19 protein-coding genes are annotated in these 22078 nt (G+C 57.0%); 14 read left to right on the top strand and 5 right to left on the bottom strand.

The features are described from left to right. The first annotated feature begins 163 nt into the window (after nucleotides 1-163). Complete coding sequence (locus R6V78_RS10450; protein WP_410289300.1) at nucleotides 164-1849, top strand: diguanylate cyclase; 1686 nt, start codon at nucleotides 164-166, stop codon at nucleotides 1847-1849. Nucleotides 1850-2084: 235 nt separating this feature from the next. Here the strand turns inward: R6V78_RS10450 and R6V78_RS10445 are convergent, their stop codons facing one another. Further along, nucleotides 2085-3992 (bottom strand): propionyl-CoA synthetase, encoded by a 1908-nt coding sequence (locus R6V78_RS10445; RefSeq protein ID WP_410289299.1) that lies wholly within the window; start codon nucleotides 3990-3992, stop codon nucleotides 2085-2087. 448 nt (nucleotides 3993-4440) lie between these two features. Here R6V78_RS10445 and R6V78_RS10440 point away from each other — a divergent pair, with 448 nt between their 5' ends. Both R6V78_RS10440 and R6V78_RS10435 read left to right on the top strand, forming a co-directional pair. Next, nucleotides 4441-6717, top strand: a complete 2277-nt coding sequence (locus tag R6V78_RS10440; RefSeq protein ID WP_410289298.1) for a PAS domain S-box protein — start codon at nucleotides 4441-4443, stop codon at nucleotides 6715-6717. Continuing rightward, nucleotides 6717-7862: a sensor histidine kinase gene (locus tag R6V78_RS10435; RefSeq protein WP_410289297.1), complete on the top strand. Its 1146-nt coding sequence runs from the start codon at nucleotides 6717-6719 to the stop codon at nucleotides 7860-7862. The genes R6V78_RS10440 and R6V78_RS10435 overlap by 1 nt, the downstream gene beginning before the upstream one ends. A 21-nt stretch (nucleotides 7863-7883) precedes the next feature. Here the strand turns inward: R6V78_RS10435 and R6V78_RS10430 are convergent, their stop codons facing one another. Continuing rightward, complete coding sequence (locus R6V78_RS10430; RefSeq protein WP_410289296.1) at nucleotides 7884-8321, bottom strand: RrF2 family transcriptional regulator; 438 nt, start codon at nucleotides 8319-8321, stop codon at nucleotides 7884-7886. A gap of 362 nt (nucleotides 8322-8683) precedes the next feature. Between R6V78_RS10430 and R6V78_RS10425 the strand changes: the two genes are divergently transcribed. The 11 genes from R6V78_RS10425 to R6V78_RS10375 all read left to right on the top strand — a co-directional run bounded on the left by R6V78_RS10425 (nucleotide 8684) and on the right by R6V78_RS10375 (nucleotide 19398). Then, nucleotides 8684-9124: an RrF2 family transcriptional regulator gene (locus tag R6V78_RS10425; protein WP_410289295.1), complete on the top strand. Its 441-nt coding sequence runs from the start codon at nucleotides 8684-8686 to the stop codon at nucleotides 9122-9124. A 52-nt stretch (nucleotides 9125-9176) separates the two neighbouring features. After that, on the top strand, nucleotides 9177-10793 hold the full coding sequence (hmcA, locus tag R6V78_RS10420; protein ID WP_410289294.1) for a sulfate respiration complex hexadecaheme cytochrome HmcA: 1617 nt from the start codon (nucleotides 9177-9179) through the stop codon (nucleotides 10791-10793). Nucleotides 10794-10814: 21 nt separating this feature from the next. Next, entirely contained in the window at nucleotides 10815-11924 is a 1110-nt protein-coding gene (gene hmcB, locus R6V78_RS10415; protein WP_410289293.1) for a sulfate respiration complex iron-sulfur protein HmcB, read from the top strand. Nucleotides 11925-11971: 47 nt separating this feature from the next. Beyond that, the gene (gene hmcC, locus R6V78_RS10410; RefSeq protein ID WP_410289292.1) at nucleotides 11972-13141 is read left to right on the top strand and encodes a sulfate respiration complex protein HmcC; all 1170 of its coding nucleotides are present in this window, start codon (nucleotides 11972-11974) and stop codon (nucleotides 13139-13141) included. Between the two features lie 25 nt (nucleotides 13142-13166). Continuing rightward, a complete protein-coding gene (hmcD, locus tag R6V78_RS10405; protein WP_410289291.1) occupies nucleotides 13167-13295 on the top strand; it encodes a sulfate respiration complex protein HmcD in 129 nt (42 codons plus the stop codon). A gap of 64 nt (nucleotides 13296-13359) precedes the next feature. Further along, entirely contained in the window at nucleotides 13360-14037 is a 678-nt protein-coding gene (hmcE, locus tag R6V78_RS10400; RefSeq protein ID WP_410289290.1) for a sulfate respiration complex protein HmcE, read from the top strand. Between the two features lie 82 nt (nucleotides 14038-14119). Then, nucleotides 14120-15505: a sulfate respiration complex iron-sulfur protein HmcF gene (gene hmcF, locus R6V78_RS10395; RefSeq protein WP_410289289.1), complete on the top strand. Its 1386-nt coding sequence runs from the start codon at nucleotides 14120-14122 to the stop codon at nucleotides 15503-15505. Between the two features lie 13 nt (nucleotides 15506-15518). Next, entirely contained in the window at nucleotides 15519-16058 is a 540-nt protein-coding gene (locus R6V78_RS10390) for a hypothetical protein (protein WP_410289288.1), read from the top strand. Nucleotides 16059-16061: 3 nt separating this feature from the next. Beyond that, nucleotides 16062-16991, top strand: a complete 930-nt coding sequence (locus tag R6V78_RS10385; protein WP_410289287.1) for a universal stress protein — start codon at nucleotides 16062-16064, stop codon at nucleotides 16989-16991. 41 nt (nucleotides 16992-17032) lie between these two features. Next, nucleotides 17033-17461, top strand: coding sequence for a two-component system response regulator (locus tag R6V78_RS10380; protein ID WP_410289286.1), 429 nt, complete (start codon nucleotides 17033-17035; stop codon nucleotides 17459-17461). A gap of 2 nt (nucleotides 17462-17463) precedes the next feature. Beyond that, nucleotides 17464-19398 (top strand): response regulator, encoded by a 1935-nt coding sequence (locus tag R6V78_RS10375; RefSeq protein ID WP_410289285.1) that lies wholly within the window; start codon nucleotides 17464-17466, stop codon nucleotides 19396-19398. Nucleotides 19399-19435: 37 nt separating this feature from the next. Here R6V78_RS10375 and R6V78_RS10370 read toward each other — a convergent pair whose 3' ends face one another. From R6V78_RS10370 to R6V78_RS10360, 3 genes are all read right to left on the bottom strand, one after another. Further along, a complete protein-coding gene (locus R6V78_RS10370) occupies nucleotides 19436-20503 on the bottom strand; it encodes a DUF362 domain-containing protein (protein ID WP_410289284.1) in 1068 nt (355 codons plus the stop codon). A 50-nt stretch (nucleotides 20504-20553) separates the two neighbouring features. Further along, entirely contained in the window at nucleotides 20554-21093 is a 540-nt protein-coding gene (locus R6V78_RS10365; RefSeq protein WP_410289283.1) for a cytochrome b, read from the bottom strand. Between the two features lie 64 nt (nucleotides 21094-21157). After that, on the bottom strand, nucleotides 21158-22069 hold the full coding sequence (locus R6V78_RS10360; protein WP_410289282.1) for a nitrilase-related carbon-nitrogen hydrolase: 912 nt from the start codon (nucleotides 22067-22069) through the stop codon (nucleotides 21158-21160). Nucleotides 22070-22078 lie beyond the last annotated feature (9 nt).

The raw sequence follows: 22078 nt of genomic DNA, 5'->3' as shown, positions 1-22078 counted from the left end.
GCAAATAAACTAAAGGGCCGCGAAACGGTATTTGCCGCTGCCCATATTCTGGAAGACCGGTGAGCCAGGGTGCTTTCCGGCAAGCCCGCCAAGGAAAGTCTTGACAAACTTGACGGTTTTCCGGAGATTGATCGCATTCTCACCAACCTCCTGGACACAGCCCATGCCCGCAGACGAAAAAATAAAAATTCTGGTCGTGGACGACAGACCGGAAAACCTATTGACTATCGAAGGTGTCCTTGATCGGCCTGAGCTTACCATCATCACTGCCACCTCCGGCAACCAGGCCCTGGAACTGGTGCTGGCGCATGCGTTCGCCCTGATTCTCCTGGACGTTCAGATGCCGGGCATGGATGGCTTCGAGGTGGCGGAACTGATGCGGGGCAGTGAAAAAACCCGCCATGTACCCATCATTTTCGTCACGGCCATCAGCGAGGAGGAGACCCACGTCTTTGCCGGCTACGAGAAGGGTGCTGTCGACTATCTGTTCAAACCTTTGGATCCCTTGATACTGAGAAGCAAGGTCAATGTCTTCGTCGAATTGTTTCAGCAGCGCAAAAAGCTTCAACAGGGCAATGCCGAATTGAGGCGCACGGTTGCCGAGTTGGAAGCGGTCAACCGCCAGATCCGTGAACAGCAGCAATCGGTCATCGAGGAGGAACGCCTGAAGGTCCTGCTGCAAATGGCCGGCGCTACCGCCCACGAACTGAATCAGCCGCTGATGGTCCTGATGGGAAACGTTCAATTGATGGAGATGGACGGGAACATTCCGGAGCATCTGGCCGCCCGGGTGAATAAAATCTCCGAGGCCGCCAACCGCATTTCCCAAATCGTCAAAAAGATCCAGACGCTTCGCCACGACGAGCCCAAGCCTTACGCCGGTGGGAAAACCATTCTCAACCTTGAACAGAAGGTCTCCATCCTCTCCATTGAGGACAAGGATGAGGATTTCACCAAAGTCAAAAAAAACCTGCGGGATCACCAGCAATTGAAAATGACCCGGGTTAAATCCCTTAAAGAAGCATTCCGCTGCCTGGAGAAAGGACGCTTTGATCTCATTTTCCTGGACTATCTGCTCCCCGACGGTACCGGACTGGACTTTCTTGAAGCGGTTGTCAGCCAAGGGATCGAGACCCCGGTGGTGGTTATCACCGGTCAGGGGGACGAGTTGATCGCCTCCCGGATCATCCAGGCCGGAGCCTACGACTATCTGCCAAAGGACAAGATCAGCAGCAAGGCCTTGCTGCGCATCATCGCCAATGCCCTGGAAAAAGCTGGGTTGAAACGGGAGATGCGCATGGCCCAGGAGAAGCTGGCAGAGATGTCTGTCCGCGACGAATTGACCGGCATGTTTAACCGGCGCCATTTTGGGGAAGCACTGGAGCGGGAGATCTCCGGCGCCCAGCGATATGGTCACGGACTGACCCTGTGCATGATCGACCTGGATCTATTCAAACATGTCAACGACACCCATGGCCACTTGTGCGGGGACCGGGTACTCCAGGAGTTCGGGCGGCTTTTGAACGACAGCATTCGCAAATACGATGTGGGCTGTCGTTATGGCGGAGAAGAATTCGCCGTGATTTTACCCGACACATCCATAGACAAAGCGATTTCCCTGTGCGAACGGTTCCGTAAACGGGTCAAGCACCATGCATTCACCTACGATGACCTGATTCTTCAGATCACGATCAGCATTGGCGTCGCATCCCGGCCGACCGGAGTCGAAATCACCGGCAAGCAGTTGGTTGCCTTGGCCGACAAAGCCCTTTACCAGGCCAAAAGTCAGGGACGGGACGGTGTTGTGGCTATTCGACCAGAAACCGGACACTTGGGAATAGAGGCCTGAAGAGAATCCTCTCAGCATGGAAATCGTAGCAGTCGAACCGATCCAGGTCAACCCCAGCCCCCTCTGCCTCCAGGCTTCAGGATGTCCGCAGGCTCGCAAACCATCTCTTCTTCGAGATCGGTTGCGTGCACCCATTGTCTAATTTCACGGATAAAAAACGCCGGGGCTTCTGGTTCAGCGAAGCGCCCGGCGTTTGGTTTTCCGGCTTTATCGATCAGTTGCCGACGGTTGACAATCAGGACTTCCTGGCGCCGGCATAGCCGATGTCCTTGAGGGCGGCTTCCATCTCGGTCAGGATGGTCGGATCGTCGATCGTGGCCGGCACATTGTACGCCTTGTTGTCGGCGATCTTCTGGATCGTGCCCCGCAGGATCTTGCCCGATCGCGTCTTGGGCAGACGTTTGACCACCGTGGCCGTCTTGAACGCCGCCACCGGCCCGATCCGGTCGCGCACCATCTGGATCACCTCTTTGACGATCTCCCCTTGGGCCTTGTTCACCCCGGCCTTGAGCACCACAAAACCCACCGGCACTTGGCCCTTTAGGTCGTCATCCACCCCCAGCACCGCGCACTCGGCCACATCCGGATGGTCGGACAGCACCTCCTCCATGGCCCCCGTCGAAAGCCGGTGCCCGGCCACGTTGATAATGTCGTCCGTGCGGCTCATCACGTAGGCATACCCGTCCGCATCGATGTAGCCCGCGTCGGCCGTCTTGTAATACCCAGGAAACTCTTCCAGGTAGGACTCCACGTAGCGGTCATCGTTCTGCCACAAGGTCGGCAGTGCCCCCGGAGGCAGCGGCAGTTTCACCACCAGCGCGCCGATCTCACCCGGTGCCACCGGCTTGTTGCCGTCGTCCACCACCTGCAGATTCCAGCCCGGCGCAGGCTTGGTCGGCGACCCCTCCTTGACCGGAAACACGTGCAGACCCATGCAGTTGGCGCAGATCGCCCAGCCTGTCTCCGTCTGCCACCAGTGGTCCACCACCGGCACCTTCAGCGCCTCCTCGGCCCAGTGCAGCGTGTTGGGGTCCAGACGCTCGCCCGCCAGAAACAGCGCCTTGAAGTTCGACAGGTCGTACTTCTTCATCAGCTCTGCCTTGGGATCCTCGCGCTTGATCGCCCGGAAGGCCGTCGGCGCCGTGAACATCGCCTTGACCTTGTGATCGGCGATCACCCGCCAGAACACCCCCGCGTCCGGCGTGCCCACCGGCTTGCCTTCGAACAGAATCGTGGTGCAGCCCTTGAAAAGCGGGCCGTAAACAATATAGCTGTGACCCACCACCCAGCCCACGTCCGACGCCGCCCAGTATACATCCCCCGCATCGACGTTGTAGATGTTCTTCATGGTCCACTTCAGCGACACCACATGGCCGCCGTTGTCGCGAACCACCCCCTTGGGCTGGCCCGTCGTCCCCGAGGTGTACAAAATGTACAAAGGATCCGTCGCCGCCACCGGCACGCAGTCCACTGGCGCCGCCGACGCCATGGCCTCGGCCCAGTCCACATCCCGCCCGGCGATCATGGAAGCCTTCTCCATGGGCCGCTGAAAAATGATGCACGTGCCCGGTTTGCTCGTGCTCATTTCGATGGCCTTGTCCAGCAAAGGCTTGTAGGCGATCACCTTCTTCACTTCGATACCGCACGACGCGGTCACGATCACCTTGGGTTTGGCGTCGTTGATGCGTGTGGCCAGCTCCTTGGCCGCAAACCCGCCGAACACCACCGAGTGCACCGCCCCAATGCGCGCACAGGCCAGCATGGCCATGGCCGCTTCAGCGATCATGGGCATGTAAATCAACACCCGGTCGCCCTTTTCCACCCCCTGGGCCACCAGCACTCCCGCAAATCGGGCCACTTCGTCACGCAGCTGGCGGTAGGTGTACCTTCTGATCGTGTCCGTCACAGGACTGTCGTAGATCAGGGCCAGCTGCTCTCCCCGCCCCTGCTCGATGTGATAGTCCAGCGCATTGTGACAGGTGTTGATCTGTCCACCGGTAAACCAGCGGTAAAAAGGTTTGTTGCTGTCATCCAGCACCTTGTCCCAACGCTTGTACCAGTGGCAGTCCTCTGCCGCCTGGCCCCAAAATCCGTTCGGATCCTTGATCGACTGCTCAAATGCCGCTTGGTAGGGATTGGTCATGTGGCCTCCTTTTGCCGGTTGTTAAAAAATAAATGCGAAACAACGCAACATGGCGATTCAGTACTCTGGTTTCATCTGTGCCGAGGATTTTAGCGGATATCCCGTTGCCGGGAACGATCACCGGATAAAGACAGGCAGCCTCCTCGGTGGGTCCCCGCCCACACGGTCGAAAAACAATAGAGAATAAGAGTGATTAATGTCAAGAATAAAAGCTGAATTTCATACAGTATGTGAATGAATGAATTTATTTTTCCGATTGGATTTACGAAATAGGTATGCGAAACTTAAATTTCCGACCTCGACCATCCAACGATGCGCCCTCAAACCATACGGTCGGTGGTGATGCTTCAGCCATGTTGACCCGGAAAGGCTTTTCAGATATCGTCTTCGGGTGCTTGGGACACCTTGACCAATCGCTGTGTGCCGACAACCCCAACGGAAGAATTTCATGCAGTCATTTAAAGCCATGATCAACAAAAGCCTGCTGCTCAAGCTTCTGATCAGCGTCGGCTGGCTGTTGCTTGTATCCATCGCCGTGTGGGGTTTTTTCAATTTCAGATACATGCAGAAAAAGATGATGGACAACATTACCGCCGGCACTCAGCGGCTGAGCAACACCATCCGACTGGGCACCCATTACGCCATGATGCTCAACTCCCGGGACGACATCAAGCAGATCATTTCCAACATATCCAAACAGCACGACATTGTCAGCATTCGCATCTACAACAAGCAGGGGGAAATCAAGTTTTCCAATCACGATAATGAGATCGACACAGTCACCAACATCAAAAACGAGGCCTGTTATATCTGCCATCGCAGCGATCCACCGGCGAATCAGATAACACCCGACGACACGGTGCGCACCTTCCGATCGAACAGCGGCGACCGACTGATGGGCATCATCAGCCCGGTATACAACGAAGCCGGCTGCGCCACCGATGCCTGTCACGTTCATCCGCCGGACAAAAAAGTACTTGGCGCCATCGACCTGGTCGTGTCGCTGGAAGAAACGTATCTGGAGTTGGCGCGCTACGAAAGAAACCTGGTTGCATTGGCTGCCTTCATTTTTCTGGCTACATCGGCCATGATGTTGTTCTTCATTTATCGCTTCGTGAAACATCCCATCAAAAAACTCATTGACGGCACCCACCTCATCGAAATGGGAATTTTTGGGACGCCCGTTGAAATCAACCAGGCCGATGAAATGGGACAGCTGGCCAAGGCCATCAACCAAATGGGAAAGGCCATCGACAGCAAGCAGAGCGAACTCAACAAGCAGCGCGACCAGTTTCAGAACCTGTTTGAAATGGTACCCTGCCTGATAACCGTCCAGGACCGAAACTATCGCCTTTTAAGCTACAACCGGGAATTTGCCGACAAGTTCTCTCCCAAACCCGGGGACTACTGCTATCATGCCTACAAGGGGCGCACCCAAAAATGTGTCGTTTGTCCGGTTGAGGACACCTTTGCCGATGGCCGCTCCCACTATAGTGAAGAGACCGGTGTGGACAAGGACGGCAGCATCAAGCATTGGATTGTGCGCACCACCCCCATCCGGGATGAAACCGGCCAAATCGTTGCGGCCATGGAAATGAACCTGGATATTTCCGAACGCAAACAACTGGAAGAAAAGCTGGAGCTTTCAGAAAACAAATATCACGCCATCTTCAACAACATCCCCAACCCGGTGTTTGTGTTAGAGATCCGCAGCCTGGAGGTTCTAGATTGCAACCGGAGCGTCCAGGCTGTCTACGGTTTGGAAAGGAACCGGGTGATCGGCACCTGTTTTCTCGATCTGTTTGAGCCCGATGAGCGTGAGACCATGGCCTTTCGCATGGCCACAACGGCGTTCCTGAACCAGGTGCGTCATCTTGGCGCCGATGGCCGGCTGCTCTATGTAGATGTCCGCATCTCCCCGTCTGAATACACCGGTCAGCGGGTGCTGCTGGTAACCATCAGCGATGTAACCAAGCGGCTGGAAGCGGAGCAGCAGCTGATTCAGGCCAGCAAAATGGCCACCCTCGGCGAGATGGCCACCGGAGTTGCCCACGAATTGAACCAGCCCCTGGCCGTGATCAAGACCGCCAGCAATTTTTTCATGCGCAAACTCAGGAAGAAGGAGCCTATCCGAGATGAGATCCTGATGACCATGTCGGAGGAGATCGACAGCCATGTGGAGCGAGCCACCAAAATCATCAACCACATGCGCCAGTTCGGCAGGAAATCGGACCCCAACCTGGAACCGGTTCTGCTTAACGAAGTGCTCGAAAGGGCTTTCGAGATTTTCAGCCAGCAACTCAAGGTGCGCGGCATTGAAGTGGAATGGCAGATGGATCCGGACCTGCCGTTGGTCATGGGCAACCCCAGCCGCCTGGAGCAGGTAATCATCAACCTGCTCATCAATGCCCGGGACGCCATCGAAGAAAAATCGGACCAACCGCATGAAAGCACGCTGCCCCGCAAAATTCTCCTGGCCACCCGCCGTGATGCCAAAACGACCACCCTGGCGGTGTGCGACACGGGAACCGGGGTCCCGGAAACGATCCGGGGCAAAATATTTGAGCCGTTTTTTACCACCAAGAAGGTGGGCAAGGGAACCGGTCTGGGGCTCTCGATCAGTTATGGCATCGTCAAGGAGTGTGGCGGTAGAATCGATGTGACCGAAAATCCGGGAGGCGGGTCGTGCTTTAACCTGCATTTTCCCTTGGTGAAAGAGAACTGATGACTGGCGACATCCTGCTGGTGGACGACGAGGCAGGCATCCGCAAGGTGCTTGGCATTTCCCTGGCCGATCTGGGATACACGGTGCATACGGCGGAGAATGCAGCCAATGCCCTGGAGATAATCGAAGCGGTCCGTCCGCCCATCACCCTCACCGATATCAAGATGCCGGGCATGGACGGCATCGATCTGCTCAAGATTATTAAGAAGCGCTACCCGGATACAGAGGTAATCATGCTCACCGGGCACGGAGACATGGACCTTGCTGTGGAGAGTCTCAAGTTCCAGGCAACCGATTTCATAACCAAACCCATTTCCGAAGAGGCCTTGACGGTTGCCCTGCAACGCGCCGGTGAACGCATGGCGATGCGTTCTCAATTAAGGGCCTACACGCAAAACCTGGAACGCCTGGTGGAGGAAAAATCCCGCCAGTTGATCGAGGCGGAACGCCTGGCCGCGGTAGGAGAAACGGTGGCGGGGCTTTCCCATACCATCAAAAATATCGCCGGCGGTCTGGACGGCGGGGTGTTCGTCCTGGAAAAGGGCATCGAACTGGAGGACGCCGGATATCTGAAACAGGGATGGGCGCTGGTGAAAGGCAACGTTGACCGGATTAAGACCCTGTCCCTGGACCTGTTGAACTTTGCCAAAACCGACCGCCTGGAATATCGGCTGGTTGATCCTGATATGCCTGCCCGCGAGGTCGTCGACCTGATGAGCGCCCGCGCCAGGGAGCACGGGGTGGATCTGATGCTGAAGGTTGAACCGGCGCTTTCACCGGCCCAACTCGATCCCGCCGGCATTCACCAGTGTCTCTTGAATTTGATCACCAATGCAATCGATGCATGCATTGACACCGATCCCGACGAAAGGGGCCAGCGCATTACCATTTCTGTCAGCCAATCGAAGGCGGGAAAGGTGATTTACCAGGTGAGTGATACCTGCTGCGGTATGGACAAACACACAAAATCACGCCTGTTCCAGCGGTTTTTTACCACCAAGGGCGACCGGGGTACCGGCATCGGGCTTATGCTGACCCGAACGATCGTCCACCGGCACAACGGGACCATAGAAGTGACATCACAGCCGGGTGAGGGTTCCTGCTTTACGATAACGCTGCCTGCCAAAGCCGCGCACATCACCTGAACCGACTGCCGGTCACCGCGGTCACCGGTGGCTGCTGCCGGTCATTTCGCTCCATTTTTCCAGCAGCATCTGGATGGAAGTTCGATCATACACCGCATCCATGGCGTCCTGGGCCTGATTCCACAACCCCATGAAGGCACATGCTCCCAAAAAGGGGCAATTGCCTTTGGCAGCACAGGCCATGCACGCTTCAACATTGTCTTGCTTGTCCAGCGCCCGGAATATGTCTCCTACACGAATCTGGTCCGGTGCCCGAATGAGGGTATAGCCACCGGCATAGCCGCGCTTGGATTCCACCAATCCCGCCCGGGTCAACTGACCCATGATGACCTCCAGAAAGCGCAGGGGTATGGACTGGGCAGCGGCGATGTCTGAGGTCTTCAATGGATCATCGCCCGGATGTTGAGCCAATTGGAAAATTGCACGCAGGGCGTACTGTTTTTTTTGTGTGACCAGCATTGGTGCTTCGGTTCCCCGTCTGTACACCCGGCAGTGCAGAAGTCTTCAAACGTCCTCAGGCACTGCCATCGACTGTTGCGCCAGGTTGGTAGTGCCGTTGAAAATAACCCTTTTGCCGGAAAATTGCAATGTCGTTGCAAAACAATAACGGGCATTCGCCCTAAAAACGACTCGCCTGCGTTAATCGAAACCCAACTGATAAATTTATATCCATCTGTTATTAAAAACTTTTCCAATCCATTTAAAAAAATTGAAAAATTAATTGACATTCAATATAATACCCGACTATTAAGGTCAGGAAAGTACTTGATGTATTAAGTCAAGAAAGATCCCGCTCCCTAAACCCAGGAAAATGATTCTGCATGCTGGTGCCCCCTAAAAAAAACCAGTACGCGCTGCGCGCCATTTTCGAACTGGCCAAACACATGGACCAGGGGCCGGTGAAAATCTCTGATATCGCCGCTGCCCAGTCCATACCCCTGCGCTTTCTGGAAGTCATTCTCAATCAACTCAAGGCTAGTGGCATCGTTGATTCCAAACGTGGCTTTTATGGCGGGTACTTTCTTGTCAAACCGCCGGATCAGGTGTCGGTGGGCGATGTGCTGCGGTTTCTCAACCGGGCGCTGCCGGTACCCGACTGCATTGCCTGCGTTTCCAAGACCAGCTGCCCCTTTGATGGCCGCTGCGCCTTCTCATCCATGTGGATCCGGGTAAAACAGGCGGCCTTCAACATATATGATCAAACTTCTTTTAAAGACCTGATCGACCGGGATGATGATGCCGGACGGCCGGGTGAGCAATGAGGACGGGTTTTCCGTCCGTACCGTAGAACTGCATACCCTAAGGATGTCAACGATGCGGAAAGGAACAGTTCATTTCAAGACAGGCGGTGTGGTGCTGACCCTGGTCATGGTTTTTCTGTTTGCCGCAGGTGCCGTCGGGATGGAACCGACGGTTGACGGCCCCCTTAAAAGCGGCGCTGACCTGATCGTCATTGATGCCATGAAAGGCATGGGGCCGCTGGAACGGCCACCCGTGGCCTTTTTCCACAGCCGTCACACCGAAGCCCTGGCCCGGATCAATCGAGACTGCAGCACCTGCCACCTGGCCGACGAAAAAGGACGCCTGTCGCCCAAATTCAAGCGCCTGGTCGATACCGACCGGCAGGCGGTGACCGACACCTACCACCTCAACTGCATTGCCTGCCATCGCGAACTGGCCGGTCCAGACCAAAGGAGCGGCCCTCAGACCTGCGGGGGGTGCCACCAGGAAAATCCGGCCGTCGCCTCAACCTGGAAGGACATTGCATTCAGTAAATCCCTGCACTTCCGCCATGTTAAGGCCAACGCGGAAAAATGCGAAAGCTGCCACCACGAATACGACAAACAGGCCAAGAAGCTGGTCTATGCCAAGGGCAAGGAAGGCGCTTGCGTCTATTGCCACAAGGATACCCCGGTTGACAACGCCATGGTGCTGAAGGACGCCTCCCATTTCCAGTGCATCGGTTGTCACCGGGACCGCATGGCCAAGAACCAGCCGTCCGGGCCCATCAGTTGCGTGGGTTGCCACGATGCCGACTATCAGTTGGGGATCGAGGTGCTGCAGGAGGTACCCCGGCTCAAGCGCAACCAGCCTGACGTGGTGATTGTCAAAACCGGTGAAGAAACCAAGCCGGTTGATGAACGCGCGACGGCCATGTATTCCGTTGCTTTCGATCACCGATCCCACGAGGCCTACAGCGAAAGCTGCAAGGCCTGCCATCACGCCAGCCTGCAGGCTTGCAGCAGCTGCCATACCAATGCCGGCAAACAGGAGGGGGACAATATCAAGCTTGCCCAGGCCATGCATCAGGTGAGCTCCCCAGCCAGCTGCATCGGCTGCCACAAAGCAAAACAGAAGGCGCCCCAATGTGCCGGCTGCCATACGTTTATAGGTGGGAATCCGGACAGGCCCGGCGATCAGTCCTGTAGGGCGTGTCACCTGTCACCGCTGCCCGCTCATGTAAATCCGGCCAATGTCCAGGAAACCGCGGAGGTGGCCATGGACCTGCTGCAGGCGCGCAATCTGGAAACCCAAACGTTCCCCACCGATCGGATCCCCGAAAAGGTGACCATCGGTCGGCTGTCAAATCAGTTCGAACCGGCCGCCTTCCCACATGGCAAGATTGTCAACACGCTGATCGAAAAAATCCGGGACAGCAAGCTGGCCGGCTACTACCACAGTGAAAAGGGAACCTTGTGTCAGGGGTGCCACCACAACAGTCCGTCAGCAGAAAAGCCGCCCGCGTGCAGCAGCTGCCACGGCGAGGCCATAGAGGGGGCTGACGCGTTCAGGCCCGGACTGGTGGGCGCTTACCATCAGCAGTGCATCGGCTGCCATGACGCCATGGGCATCGAGAAGCCGGATGCCCGGGACTGCAATGGCTGCCATGTGGAGAAGTCCAAAGGATACGACGGGTCTTTACGGCCATAAACCGCAACTTGAGGGTGAACCATGTCACTTTCCAGGAGAAAATTTCTCGGTTGGATCGGCGCCGCAGCCGGCGTAACCGCCGCTGCCGGCCGTAAAGCATCTGCCGCAACCACGCACCATTTTAAAGGCTATCCGGAATCGATGGCTGTGCTTCACGATACCACCTTGTGCATCGGCTGCCGCCGGTGTGAAGGGGCCTGCAACGCTGTCAACAGTCTGCCAGCACCGGAAGTGCCCTTTACCGATCTCACGGTTCTAGAAAACCACCGCCGCACCACATCCAAAAACTACACCGTGGTGAACCGGCACCCGGGCAACGGCGGTGGACCGGTGTTTCTAAAAAATCAGTGCAACCATTGCCTGGAGCCGGCCTGTGCCTCGGCCTGCTTCGTCAAGGCCTTTACCAAGACCAAAGAGGGTGCGGTGGTCTACGACGCATCGGTGTGCGTGGGTTGCCGCTACTGCATGGTGGCCTGCCCCTTCGAGATCCCGACCTACGAATATGACAGCGCTTTTTCACCCCGGATCATGAAGTGCACCATGTGCCACCCCCGTGTCCTGGAGGGTAAGCTTCCCGGCTGCGTGGAATCTTGCCCCACCGAAGCATTGGTGTTTGGCCGGCGCGACGACCTTGTCAAGATCGCCAGGCAGCGCATCATCCACAGGCCGGAAAAATATGTTGACCATCTTTACGGTGAGCGGGAGATGGGCGGCACCGCGTGGTTATACCTGTCCGGCGTGCCCTTCGAATCCATTGGCATGCGCATGGATCTGGGGATAACCCCGGCACCGGAACTCACCGCCGGCGCCCTGGGCGCCGTTCCCATGGTGGTCGGACTCTGGCCGGTGCTGCTCACTGGCATTTACGCCATGAGCAAGCGCAAAGAAAAGATCGCCGCCGAGGAGAAGGCCCAGGCAGTCGCCGCAGCCCTGGCCGAAGCCGAGAAGCAGGCCGCAGCCGATCTGGAAACAGTCATGCAAAAGGCCAAACAGGAAAAAACGGCCGCCGTCGACAAGGCCGTCAAAGAAGCCCTTGAAGCCGAGGCCAGGGCCCGGGCCGATACCGCAGGCGAGACCTCGGCCGCCGTTCAGGAACCCGAAGCCACACCAGGCGACGATCAAGATGCATAACCGGGATTTGGGCCGGACCGAACGAATCGCTACAGGAGGAATCCTTTATGTCTGAAAATACAGCCGCCCTCGGCAAACCGATTTTCTCGCCGTTCAACATCGTGGCCGGTGCCATTTTGCTGGTGGGGGGAGTTTTGACCATCCTGCGCTTTACCCAGGGGCTGGACGCGGTCACCAACCTGTCGGACTACAATCCCTGGGGCATTTGGATCGGCTTCGACCTGTTGGTGGGCGTGGCTCTGGCCGCCGGTGGGTTCGTCACTTCGGCCGCCGTGTATATCTTCGGCATGAAGCGCTACCATACCGCCGTTCGTCCAGCCATCCTCACCGGATTTTTGGGCTATGCCCTGGTGGTCCTGGCCCTGCATTATGATGTGGGCCGCCCCTGGCGCCTGCCCTATCCGTTCATCATGCAGCGGGGCACCACCTCACTGCTCTTCGAGGTGGCCGCCTGCGTGGCCCTTTACCTGACCGTACTCTTCATCGAATTTTCCCCGGCAGCCCTGGAGTGGCTGGGGTTCAAGCGCGCACGCAACCTGGTGGTCAGACTGACCCTGTTGCTGACCATCTTCGGCGTGGTGCTGTCCACCCTGCACCAGTCCTCTCTGGGCGCTCTGTTCCTCATCGCGCCATCCAAGCTTCATCCGTTGTGGTACACACCGTATCTGCCGATCTACTTTTTCGTCACGGCTGTGATCGCCGGGCTCTCCATGGTGATCTTCGAAAGTTCACTGTCCCATCGTTTTTTCTCACACAAGATGGACGCCGCCCACCTGGCGGAAAAGGACACCGTACCCCTGGGGTTTGGCAAAGCGGCCGCGTTTGTGCTGGCCGGCTACTTCATCATCAAGGTCATCGGCATCAGTACCGGCAACACGTGGCATTATCTGACCACCGGTTACGGAGCCTGGTACCTGGTGGAACTGCTTGGGTTCGTGGCGCTGCCCGCCTTTCTCTACGCGGTGGGTGTGCGCGACAAGAACGTGACCCTGATTCGATGGACAGCCGCCTGGACCGTATTGGGGGTTATCGTCAACCGGTTCAATATCTGCCTGATTGCCTTCAATTGGCATCTGCCCGCCAGCGAACGCTATTTTCCCCACTGGATGGAAATCGGCATCAGTGTGTTCATCGTGACTTTAGGCATCGTGATCTACCGCTTTATCGTTACCCGCATGCCCGTGCTCTATGAACACCCGGACTACGATGCCCATTAACCGTTTGAAAAGGATACAGCCGCCCATGGAAACCATCCATACACTTCAGGAATTCATGCTGCACACAAAAAATATCACCTACGTGCTGATCGTCGCCGCCCTTGTGGGAATCACGGGATTCTGGCTGTTTCTTAATCAACGGGAGGATGATTAAAGCAATTGGCGTTCAGGGGATTAGGGAATCTTGGAATTCCTCAATCATGTAAAAGGAGCACCTCATGTATGAAGTTGTAACCGGCCCCCTTGCCTGGCTCGCTTTCGGCATCTTTTTTTTCGGCCTGCTTTTTCGCCTGGTTTGGTACATACGGGGCCTGAACTGGCAGATGGACCGCGTCACCTATTCGCAAAACGTAATTTATGGCATCCGGGGTGCCCTGCGCTCAATCTTCTATTGGCTAGTACCCTTCGGCACCCGCAGTTGGCGATTCTATCCCGGGTTCACCATCCTGGTGTTCGCCTTCCACCTCTGCCTGCTGGTGACCCCGATTTTCCTGATGGGCCATAATGTGCTGCTGATGGAACGATGGGGATTCAGCCTGCCCAGCCTGCCTGAAAGCCTGGCGGATGGGATGACCCTGACCGTGATCGTGGCCGCGGTGTTCATCATCCTGCGCCGCATCGCCCTGCCGGAGGTGCGCATCATCACCAAACCTTACGATTTTCTGGTGCTGGCCATTGCCGTGGCGCCTTTTTTAACGGGTCTCATCGCCTATCATCAGGTGGGCAGCTACGATTTCTGGATCGTTGCCCATGTGTTATGCGGCGAGATCATGCTGGTGGCCATCCCTTTTACCAAGCTGTCCCATTTTCTGCTGTTTTTTCTCTCCCGGGCACAGCTGGGTATGGATTTCGGAATCAAACGCGGCGGCATGAAAAACAAGGGAATGGCCTGGTAGGCCTTGCACAGCCGTTGATAATCATTTTTAATGCTGTCTATTCAGAAATGGTGGATAGGCACTGACGATCGGGGGTGCGAATATGCCCGAAGGGATCCTTTGCAACAAGCAGGTTGTCGACACCAAGGAAAAACTCAACGCCCTGTTGGCGGATAAGAGCGGCAAACAGTACTACACCGAGATGAAAGCACTCGATGTGGACAAAAAGGCCCTGTGGGCCACGCTGGAGAAGACCTGCAAGTCCAGACTGCGAACCTGGTTGGAAATCTGCGCCCATTGCGGCATGTGCGCCGACAGCTGTTTTTTCTACCTGGCAAATGGTCGGGACCCCAAGCAGGTTCCGTCTTACAAGATTCAGTCCACGCTGGGTGAGATGATTAAACGCAAGGGCAAGGTGGACAATGACTTCATGCACATGGTCATGGATACGGCATGGTCCAAATGCTCCTGCTGCAACCGCTGCGCCACCTACTGTCCCTTCGGCATCGACATGGGGGTGATGTTCGGCTACGTCCGGGGACTTTGCTTCTCACAGGGATTCGTTCCCTGGGAGTTGAAGATCGGGTCGGGCATGCACCGCATCTACAACGCCCAGATGGACATCACCAGTGAAGACTGGGTGGACACCTGCGCGTGGATGGCCGAAGAGTACGAAGAGGACTGGCCGGGTTTGGAGATCCCCGTGGACAAGAGCAATGCCGACATCATCTACACGGTCAACGCCCGCGAACCCAAACACTATCCGGAAGACCTGGCCGAAGCGGCAATCCTCTTTCACATCGCCGGTGAAAACTGGACCGTCCCCAGCCAGGGCTGGGAGGAGACCAGCCTGGCCATGTTTGCCGGAGACTGGGGAGCCTGTAAACTGCAGGTGGAGAGCGTCTATGCAGCCATGGACCGGCTCAAACCCAAGCGCATGGTCGTTACCGAATGCGGTCACGCCTACCGGGCGACAGTTCTGGAAGGACCCTACTGGGCGGGGCTCAAATCAGGCAAGACACCGGTGGACAGCTTTCACTATGTGGAGTGGGTGGCCGAGTCCCTGCGCACCGGGAAACTGAAGATCGATCCGGCCAAACGCATCAAAGAGCCGGTGACCTACCAGGATTCGTGCAACTATGTGAGAAACGGGGGCCTCGGCGACTGCGCCCGTGAAATCATGAGCTACATTGCCGAAGACTTCCGGGAGATGCGCCCCTGCAGGGAACACAACTTCTGCTGCGGCGGAGGCGGCGGTCTCAACGGCATCGGTCGCTACCGCCAGGAACGCAACATCGGCTTGAAGGTCAAACGGGACCAGATTCTGGCTACCGGTGCCAAACTGGTGGTGGCTCCCTGCCACAACTGCTGGGATGCCATTCGTGACCTGGAGGAGATCTATAAAATCGGCATCCGCTGGTCCTTTCTCAAGCCGCTGCTGCTGAGCATGGTAGAGATCCCGAAACACCTGCTGCCCCAGGACGAATAACCCGAACAGGTGCATGATGGACAACCTCCGCCTCTACATTGACGGCAGCATCGAAATGATCCGCAAAGCGGATCATGCCGCACTGTTGGGCTGTCTTGCCCGTCAGGTGGAACTATCGCCGGGGTACACCCTGCGCAGCTTTTTCAGGATGCTGGATGCCCATGAACCCCTTGTTCACCTCAACCCCTTTTTCCCCGATCTGCTGGAACAGGTTCATCAGGGGCCAAGCAGCGGATGCCGGGTTGAGACCATGGATTGGCTGGTTCTGGAAAAAACAGTTGAAATGGTCGGCTTTCCCGGTGAACCGCGCCTTGACATCTACCGACGCTTTACGGGATACAGCGGCGGGAAATCGGTTCAGATCAAAGAATTTCAGGTGGATATGCTGCTGGACATGCAGGTGCGTTTAGGCAAGCTGAAGCATGTCATCTTCGGAGACCAGGTCGATGTCTTTGAGTTCGATACCGTCTTCACCCTTTTTGAACTGGTAGAGGGGATCGGTTGGGAACTCGGATTTCATGGAACACCCAGGGAATGTCAGATAAGGAGATAGCATATGTTTAAAAAAATCCTGTTTGCAACTACGGCGTCGCCGGCCTGCGACAACGCAGCCAAGGTGGCCTTCGACCTGGAAATGAAATGGGATGCCAAGCTGTACATATTTCACGTCCTGGGTGTTCCAGCCCGCGGATTCAGTTCTTTTGTCACCGATGTCCGGACCGGGGAGACCGAACAGATCGACCCCGACTATGTAGATTGGGTGAAAGAAGAAATGAAGCATACCTACGCCGAGCTTCTCAAAGACAGTGACAACGCTACCCTGGAGGCGGTCATCGGTGTTCCCCACCGGGAAATCCTGAGAAAGGCGCGTGCCGAAGACGTGGACCTGATCATCATGGGCGCCCACACCCGCGACGAAGACATCGGCGCCACCCGCTATCGCAGCGTGGTGGGCAGCACCATGCAGAAAGTGGCCAAGAGCGCCCGCTGTCCGGTGGTCATCATCAGCCGCCCCTGCACCACCTGCTGGAAACTTTTTTCAAACATCGTCGTGGGCACCGATTTTTCCAAACCGGCCACCAGTGCCTTCCTCTGGGCCGCACGGCTGGCCAGGGAGGTCAACGCGCGGCTGCACATCTTTCATGCCGTGGATATCAGTGCCACCGAACTGGGAAAAGTTAAAGGGCAGGTGGAAATCGAGGCGCGCATCGAATCGGCCCGGCAAAAAGTCGAAACCAAATACCTTGCGCAGCTCAATGGGTTCGACAACTATGAAATCGGCATCCGGGAGGGAGCGCCCTACGTGGAAATTCTCAAATTCGCCCGGGAAAAACAGGCCGACCTGATCGTCATGGCTCACCACACCCGGGAGATCGATCCGGAGCTGGCCCTGTTGGGCTCCACCGTGGAGCAGGTTGTGCTGCGCTCATCCTGCCCGGTGGCCAGTGTCAATCACCCGGACAAGACTCAAGATTCACCGGCCTGAGAAATCCGGCCCATGCCATCCCCTTTCAAAACGCTATTTCCATGACGCCACCCCAACCGGATTCGAATAAGGGAACCATTCTCATCGTCGACGATGCGATGGACATGCGGGTGTTTATATCCGCTTTGTTCAGAACCAACGGATACCGCACCGAAACCTGCCGGGAAGGATCGACCGGATTGGCCAAAGCCCGGGAGATCTCTCCCGACCTGATCATCCTCGACGTAATGATGCCAGGGACCGGCGGCGCAATGATGTATAAAAGTTTGAAAACGGACCGCCGGTTGAAGCAGATTCCCGTTCTCATGCTGTCGGCCGTGGGGCAGCGATCCTTCCAACATTACCTGAAGATGCTCAACATCAAACTCGAGGAGTCGCTTCCTGACCCGGAAGCTTACCTGGAAAAGCCGCCCGATGCCCGTCACCTGATGGATACGGCGGTTCAGCTCATGGATTTACGAAAAGGGTAGAAATGAAAACAAAGATCCTGCTGGTCGATGATGAGGAGGGCATCCGCAAGGTCCTGGGTATTTCCCTCATGGATATCGGCTACCAGGTGTTGTTTGCGGAAAACGGCAAAGCGGCCTTGGACGTATTCCGGCAGCACGCCCCACCCATCCTTCTCACCGACATCAAGATGCCCGTCATGGACGGCATCGCCCTGCTCCAGCAGATCAAGGCGGAAAGTCCGGACACCGAAGTGATCATGCTCACCGGCCACGGCGACATGGACCTGGCCATCAAGTGCCTGAAGCTGGAAGCGACCGATTTTATCACCAAGCCCATCAACGACGATATCCTGGAGATTGCCCTCAAACGGGCCAACGACCGCATCAGCATGCGCATGCAGCTACGGGCGTATACCGAGAATCTGGAAAACCTGGTACGCGAACAGACCACCCGGCTGGTCAAGACCGAACGGCTGGCCGCCGTGGGGCAGGCCGTGGAGGGCTTGTCTTCAGCGCTGAGGGGCCTCGCCGGGGACCTGGATGCCGGCATCAACTGTTTCAACGAGCTGCCCTGCTTCGTTGCTATCCATAACCGCCGCCAGGAGATCATCGCTATCAACCCCCTCTACCGCGAGAGGCTGGGGGACCACGTCGGTCAGGCCAGCGGAGCTGCTTATCCACCCGAGAGTGGGGAGACTTCACCGGTCAACGAGACCTTTGCCACCGGCACTGGCCTGCGACGTCGCGTCACCGTGGTATATGCCGACGGCACCCGGGGTCCGGTGATGGTCCACACCGCCCCCATTCGTGACAGCCAGGGCGATGTGGAGCTGGTGGTGGAGATCGGGGCGGACATCGGCGAAGTCCGACGGCTGCAGGAGCGGCTCCAGGCCACCCAGCAACGTTATCAACAGCTATTTGACGAGGCGCCCTGCTACATCACCGTGCAGGACCCCGACCTGACCATCCGGGCAGCCAACCGCCGTTTTCAGGAAGACTTCAACCTGACCCTCGGCGCACCCTGCCACAAGATATACAAAGACCGGGAGGAGACCTGCCCCGACTGCCCGGTGGCCAAAACCTTTACCGACGGCGGCTCCCACCAGTGCGAGATGGAGGTGACTTCGAAACGGGGGGAGACTTACCGGGTGCTCATCCAGACCGCGCCCATCCGCGACCTGGCCGGCAACATCACCCACGTCATGGAGATGTCCACCAACATCACCCGCACCCGCCGCCTCGAAGATCAACTGGCCTCTTTGGGGTTGATGATCGGATCGGTTTCCCACGGCATCAAGGGACTGCTTACCGGCCTGGACGGCGGCATGTATCTGCTGGATTCGGGCTTTAAAAAGGAGAATCAGCAGCAGATCCGCGAGGGATGGGATATCGTGCGCTTCATGGTGGGGCGTATCCGGGAGATGGTACTGGACATCCTCTACTACGCCAAGGAAAAGGACCTGAAATGGGAAACGGTGGACGTCCTTGCTTTTGCCGAGGAGGTGCTGAACACCGTGGGGCCCAAGATAAAAGACCAGGATATCACGCTGAGCCACCGGTTCGACCCCGGTATCGGCCGTTTCCAAGTCGATGCAGGCATCGTTCGCAGCGCCCTGACCAATATCATCGAGAATGCCGTGGAAGCCTGCCGGTCGGATCGCTCGGGACGGCCCCACGAGATCTGTTTCGAGGTCACCCAGACAGCCGGTTACATCTATCTCAACGTGTCGGACAACGGCATCGGCATGGACGCAACGACCCGGGCCAATGTTTTCACGCCCTTTTTCTCTTCCAAGAGCCAACGTGGCACCGGCTTGGGGCTGTTCATTTCCAACCGGATCCTCAGCCAGCATGGCGGCGGGATTTCTCTGGAATCAGAACCGGAGAAGGGATCCCACTTTTCCATCAAAATCCCCAAAAAAGCATCGGTTACCGGCCCTCCCCACAAAACGACATAGATGCCTTGCTTGGATCTGCGCTATGCTTCAACCCGCCTCACTGCAAAACCATGGCCTTTTCCGGGCAGATCTCCTGGCAGCAGAAGCAGATCACGCATTTTGCCATATCCACCTGAGGCAGATCGTCCACCATGGACAGGGCCTGGGCCGGGCATTGCTCCACGCAGGTACCACAGGCGGTGCAACCGTCCGGGGCCGCCTGGGGGGTAAGCCGAATTTTGCTTTCGAGCATTGCCTGAACCGCCGCATTGTCTAAAATGGCCTCGCCGCCCAATGGTGGAAGCTTGAAATTTTCCAGGGGCACCAGATTGCCAACGATGCCGATCTCATCCATGCGCCAGGCTCCCAGCCCGGCTTCGGCTGCTCTCTGGAGGAATCTCAGGCGCTCTGGATCCAGTCCCATCATGGTGGCAATCACCGCGTCCATGGCCACGGCATTGTCCGATGCCAGGATCAGGCCGATTTCCCGGAGATCAGGCGAGGCCGGGCCGTTGCCCTCCATTCCCACCACGGCGTCAACGATGAACAAGTCTGGCACCCGCAGCCTGAATACCTCCACCACCAGATCGTGAAACCGGGACGGATTGCCGGCGATTTTGTGAAGCCGGGCCTTCTGGGCGCCGGGCAGGATCCCGTAGCTGTTCTTGATGGCGCCGGTCATAACCGTAAGCCCGTGGGTTTTGAACTTGGGCAGGCTGATGACGATGTCCGCCTCGACGATGGCCCGCGAAACGTTCACCGTTTCCATAAAATCGGGATTAAAGGGCAAGGCGACAGCATCCAGGCCGATGTTGCGGTAGGTGCCTCGGGCGGCGGCCATGAGACCGGTCTGTTCGAAGGCCGCTTCATTGGCGCCGTAGCTGAAAAGCCCTGGATTGTCACCCACGACGATCGAAGCCGGTCCCATGGTTTGCACTTTATCCACCACCGCAGCCAGCACGGCCGGATGGGTGACAATACCCTCGGCGGCCTCTGATCCCCGCAGCACGTTGGGCTTGATCACTACCTTTTTATCTCTGAGATCCTGAGGAAACAAATCAAATGTATGGTCTATCGCCCCACGGACGGTCTCGTAGCTTGCCGGATGGATCATAACCTGATGCATTGTCAATCCTCAACTTTAGCGGATTCGAAATAGATCGAAAACGGACTCGGTCATCGCCCTTTGACCATTCGCACCAGGGTGCGGTCACGGTCGATGAAGTGGTGTTTCAGCGCCGCGGCGGCATGTATGGCGATGCTCACAGTCAGCACACCGGCGGTCACCCTGTGGACATCACCGAAAAAGGATCCCAGTGCCGGACTGGTCCAGACGAACGGGGGAAGCGTGAATAGGCCAAAAAAGGCGACCGGATAGCCAAGGGCCTGGGACATGAGAATACCCGACAAGGGTTGCAGAAACAGCAGCGTGTACAAACACACGTGCAGCACGTGCGCAAGGTAGTTCAGTACCTGGGTTCCTCCCAGGTCAACGGGTTGGGGATTGAACCGCCGCCAAAACAGCCGACCAATCATCAGCAGCAAAATGACGACACCGACGGATTTGTGGGCGCCGGTTACGATGGCTTTCAAACCGCCGGCAGGCAGAAATGACAGGAGCGCGCCGCCCATGAGCATGCCCACCACCAGCCCAAAGACCAGCCAATGCAGCAGACGGGCAACCCAACCGTATTGGTCGCGAGTATTCATCAACATACAAACCTCCTTGGTGATTATTATGACCGGCAGCAGGGCGACGGACTGGAATTCCGCTGGTCAATCAGTGGAGCAGGTGGCTGCCATACAGAATGCGTCCCAGCTCCCGGTGGGTGAAGTAGGGGTCGTCGTTGCGCAGGTAGGGCAGCATGATGCGTTTCTTGCGCACCAGATCCCTTGAAATATCGGCGAAAATGGCATCGGGATCAAACAAGGCCGCCGTGGTGATGGCCTGGCCGAAGGGGTTGATGATCTCGCTGCCACCCCAGAACCGGAACGGGTTGTCGTCAACCACCGCCGGCACCTCATCGGTACGTTCACCATCGTCGGACCTGAGGTCTTCAAACACTTCACAGCCCACGCGATTGGCACACAGGTTGTAGACACCGAAGACCCGCGAGTAGAAACGGTTGATGATGTTCCAGCTTTCGATGTTTGAAAATTCATCACCCATGGAACCCCTGGAAGAATTGAACATGGTGATGAAGATGTCCGCTTTCTGAGTGACACCCAGGTATGGCAGCGAAGGATGCCAGAGATCATTGCAGATGAACGGGGCGATGGTCAAGCCCTTGTGTCTGAAGACCCGAACCTTTTTGCCGGTGGCAAAGATCTTGCGCTCTTCGAAAACGCCGTAATTGGGCAGGTTGAGCTTGCGGTAGGCAAACCGGATCTCGCCGTCCACGGCCACCAGGGCCGAATTGTAAAAATTCAATGCCGGGGACTCTTCGATGAAGCCGACGACCGCTGCCGTCCCCCGGGTCGCTTTGGCCAGCCGTTGAATCTCAGGCGAGTCCATGCGCAGCGACGCTTCGTGATACCTTTCGCGGACAAAATACCCGGTCAGGGAGAGCTCGGGGAAGACCACCAGGTCGACCCCCTGTGCCTTGGCCGCTTCGATCTTTTCGATGGTTGCCTCGAGGTTGGTTTTCACATCCAGCAGGACCGGGTCGGTCTGGTAGACACCCACTTTCATTGATCTGTT

It is taken from the genome of Desulfosarcina sp., assembly GCF_046496365.1.
Classification (GTDB): domain Bacteria; phylum Desulfobacterota; class Desulfobacteria; order Desulfobacterales; family Desulfosarcinaceae; genus Desulfosarcina.
The sequence above is the reverse complement of the archived record's forward strand: the minus strand, read 5'-3'. Positions and strand labels throughout refer to the sequence as shown.

Coding starts and splice junctions, on each gene's coding strand:
- R6V78_RS10450 (WP_410289300.1), top strand. CDS start 164: ATGCCCGCAGACGAAAAAATAAAAATTCTGGTCGTGGACGACAGACCG.
- R6V78_RS10445 (WP_410289299.1), bottom strand. CDS start 3,992: ATGACCAATCCCTACCAAGCGGCATTTGAGCAGTCGATCAAGGATCCG.
- R6V78_RS10440 (WP_410289298.1), top strand. CDS start 4,441: ATGCAGTCATTTAAAGCCATGATCAACAAAAGCCTGCTGCTCAAGCTT.
- R6V78_RS10435 (WP_410289297.1), top strand. CDS start 6,717: ATGACTGGCGACATCCTGCTGGTGGACGACGAGGCAGGCATCCGCAAG.
- R6V78_RS10430 (WP_410289296.1), bottom strand. CDS start 8,321: ATGCTGGTCACACAAAAAAAACAGTACGCCCTGCGTGCAATTTTCCAA.
- R6V78_RS10425 (WP_410289295.1), top strand. CDS start 8,684: ATGCTGGTGCCCCCTAAAAAAAACCAGTACGCGCTGCGCGCCATTTTC.
- hmcA (WP_410289294.1), top strand. CDS start 9,177: ATGCGGAAAGGAACAGTTCATTTCAAGACAGGCGGTGTGGTGCTGACC.
- hmcB (WP_410289293.1), top strand. CDS start 10,815: ATGTCACTTTCCAGGAGAAAATTTCTCGGTTGGATCGGCGCCGCAGCC.
- hmcC (WP_410289292.1), top strand. CDS start 11,972: ATGTCTGAAAATACAGCCGCCCTCGGCAAACCGATTTTCTCGCCGTTC.
- hmcD (WP_410289291.1), top strand. CDS start 13,167: ATGGAAACCATCCATACACTTCAGGAATTCATGCTGCACACAAAAAAT.
- hmcE (WP_410289290.1), top strand. CDS start 13,360: ATGTATGAAGTTGTAACCGGCCCCCTTGCCTGGCTCGCTTTCGGCATC.
- hmcF (WP_410289289.1), top strand. CDS start 14,120: ATGCCCGAAGGGATCCTTTGCAACAAGCAGGTTGTCGACACCAAGGAA.
- R6V78_RS10390 (WP_410289288.1), top strand. CDS start 15,519: ATGATGGACAACCTCCGCCTCTACATTGACGGCAGCATCGAAATGATC.
- R6V78_RS10385 (WP_410289287.1), top strand. CDS start 16,062: ATGTTTAAAAAAATCCTGTTTGCAACTACGGCGTCGCCGGCCTGCGAC.
- R6V78_RS10380 (WP_410289286.1), top strand. CDS start 17,033: ATGACGCCACCCCAACCGGATTCGAATAAGGGAACCATTCTCATCGTC.
- R6V78_RS10375 (WP_410289285.1), top strand. CDS start 17,464: ATGAAAACAAAGATCCTGCTGGTCGATGATGAGGAGGGCATCCGCAAG.
- R6V78_RS10370 (WP_410289284.1), bottom strand. CDS start 20,503: ATGCATCAGGTTATGATCCATCCGGCAAGCTACGAGACCGTCCGTGGG.
- R6V78_RS10365 (WP_410289283.1), bottom strand. CDS start 21,093: ATGTTGATGAATACTCGCGACCAATACGGTTGGGTTGCCCGTCTGCTG.
- R6V78_RS10360 (WP_410289282.1), bottom strand. CDS start 22,069: ATGAAAGTGGGTGTCTACCAGACCGACCCGGTCCTGCTGGATGTGAAA.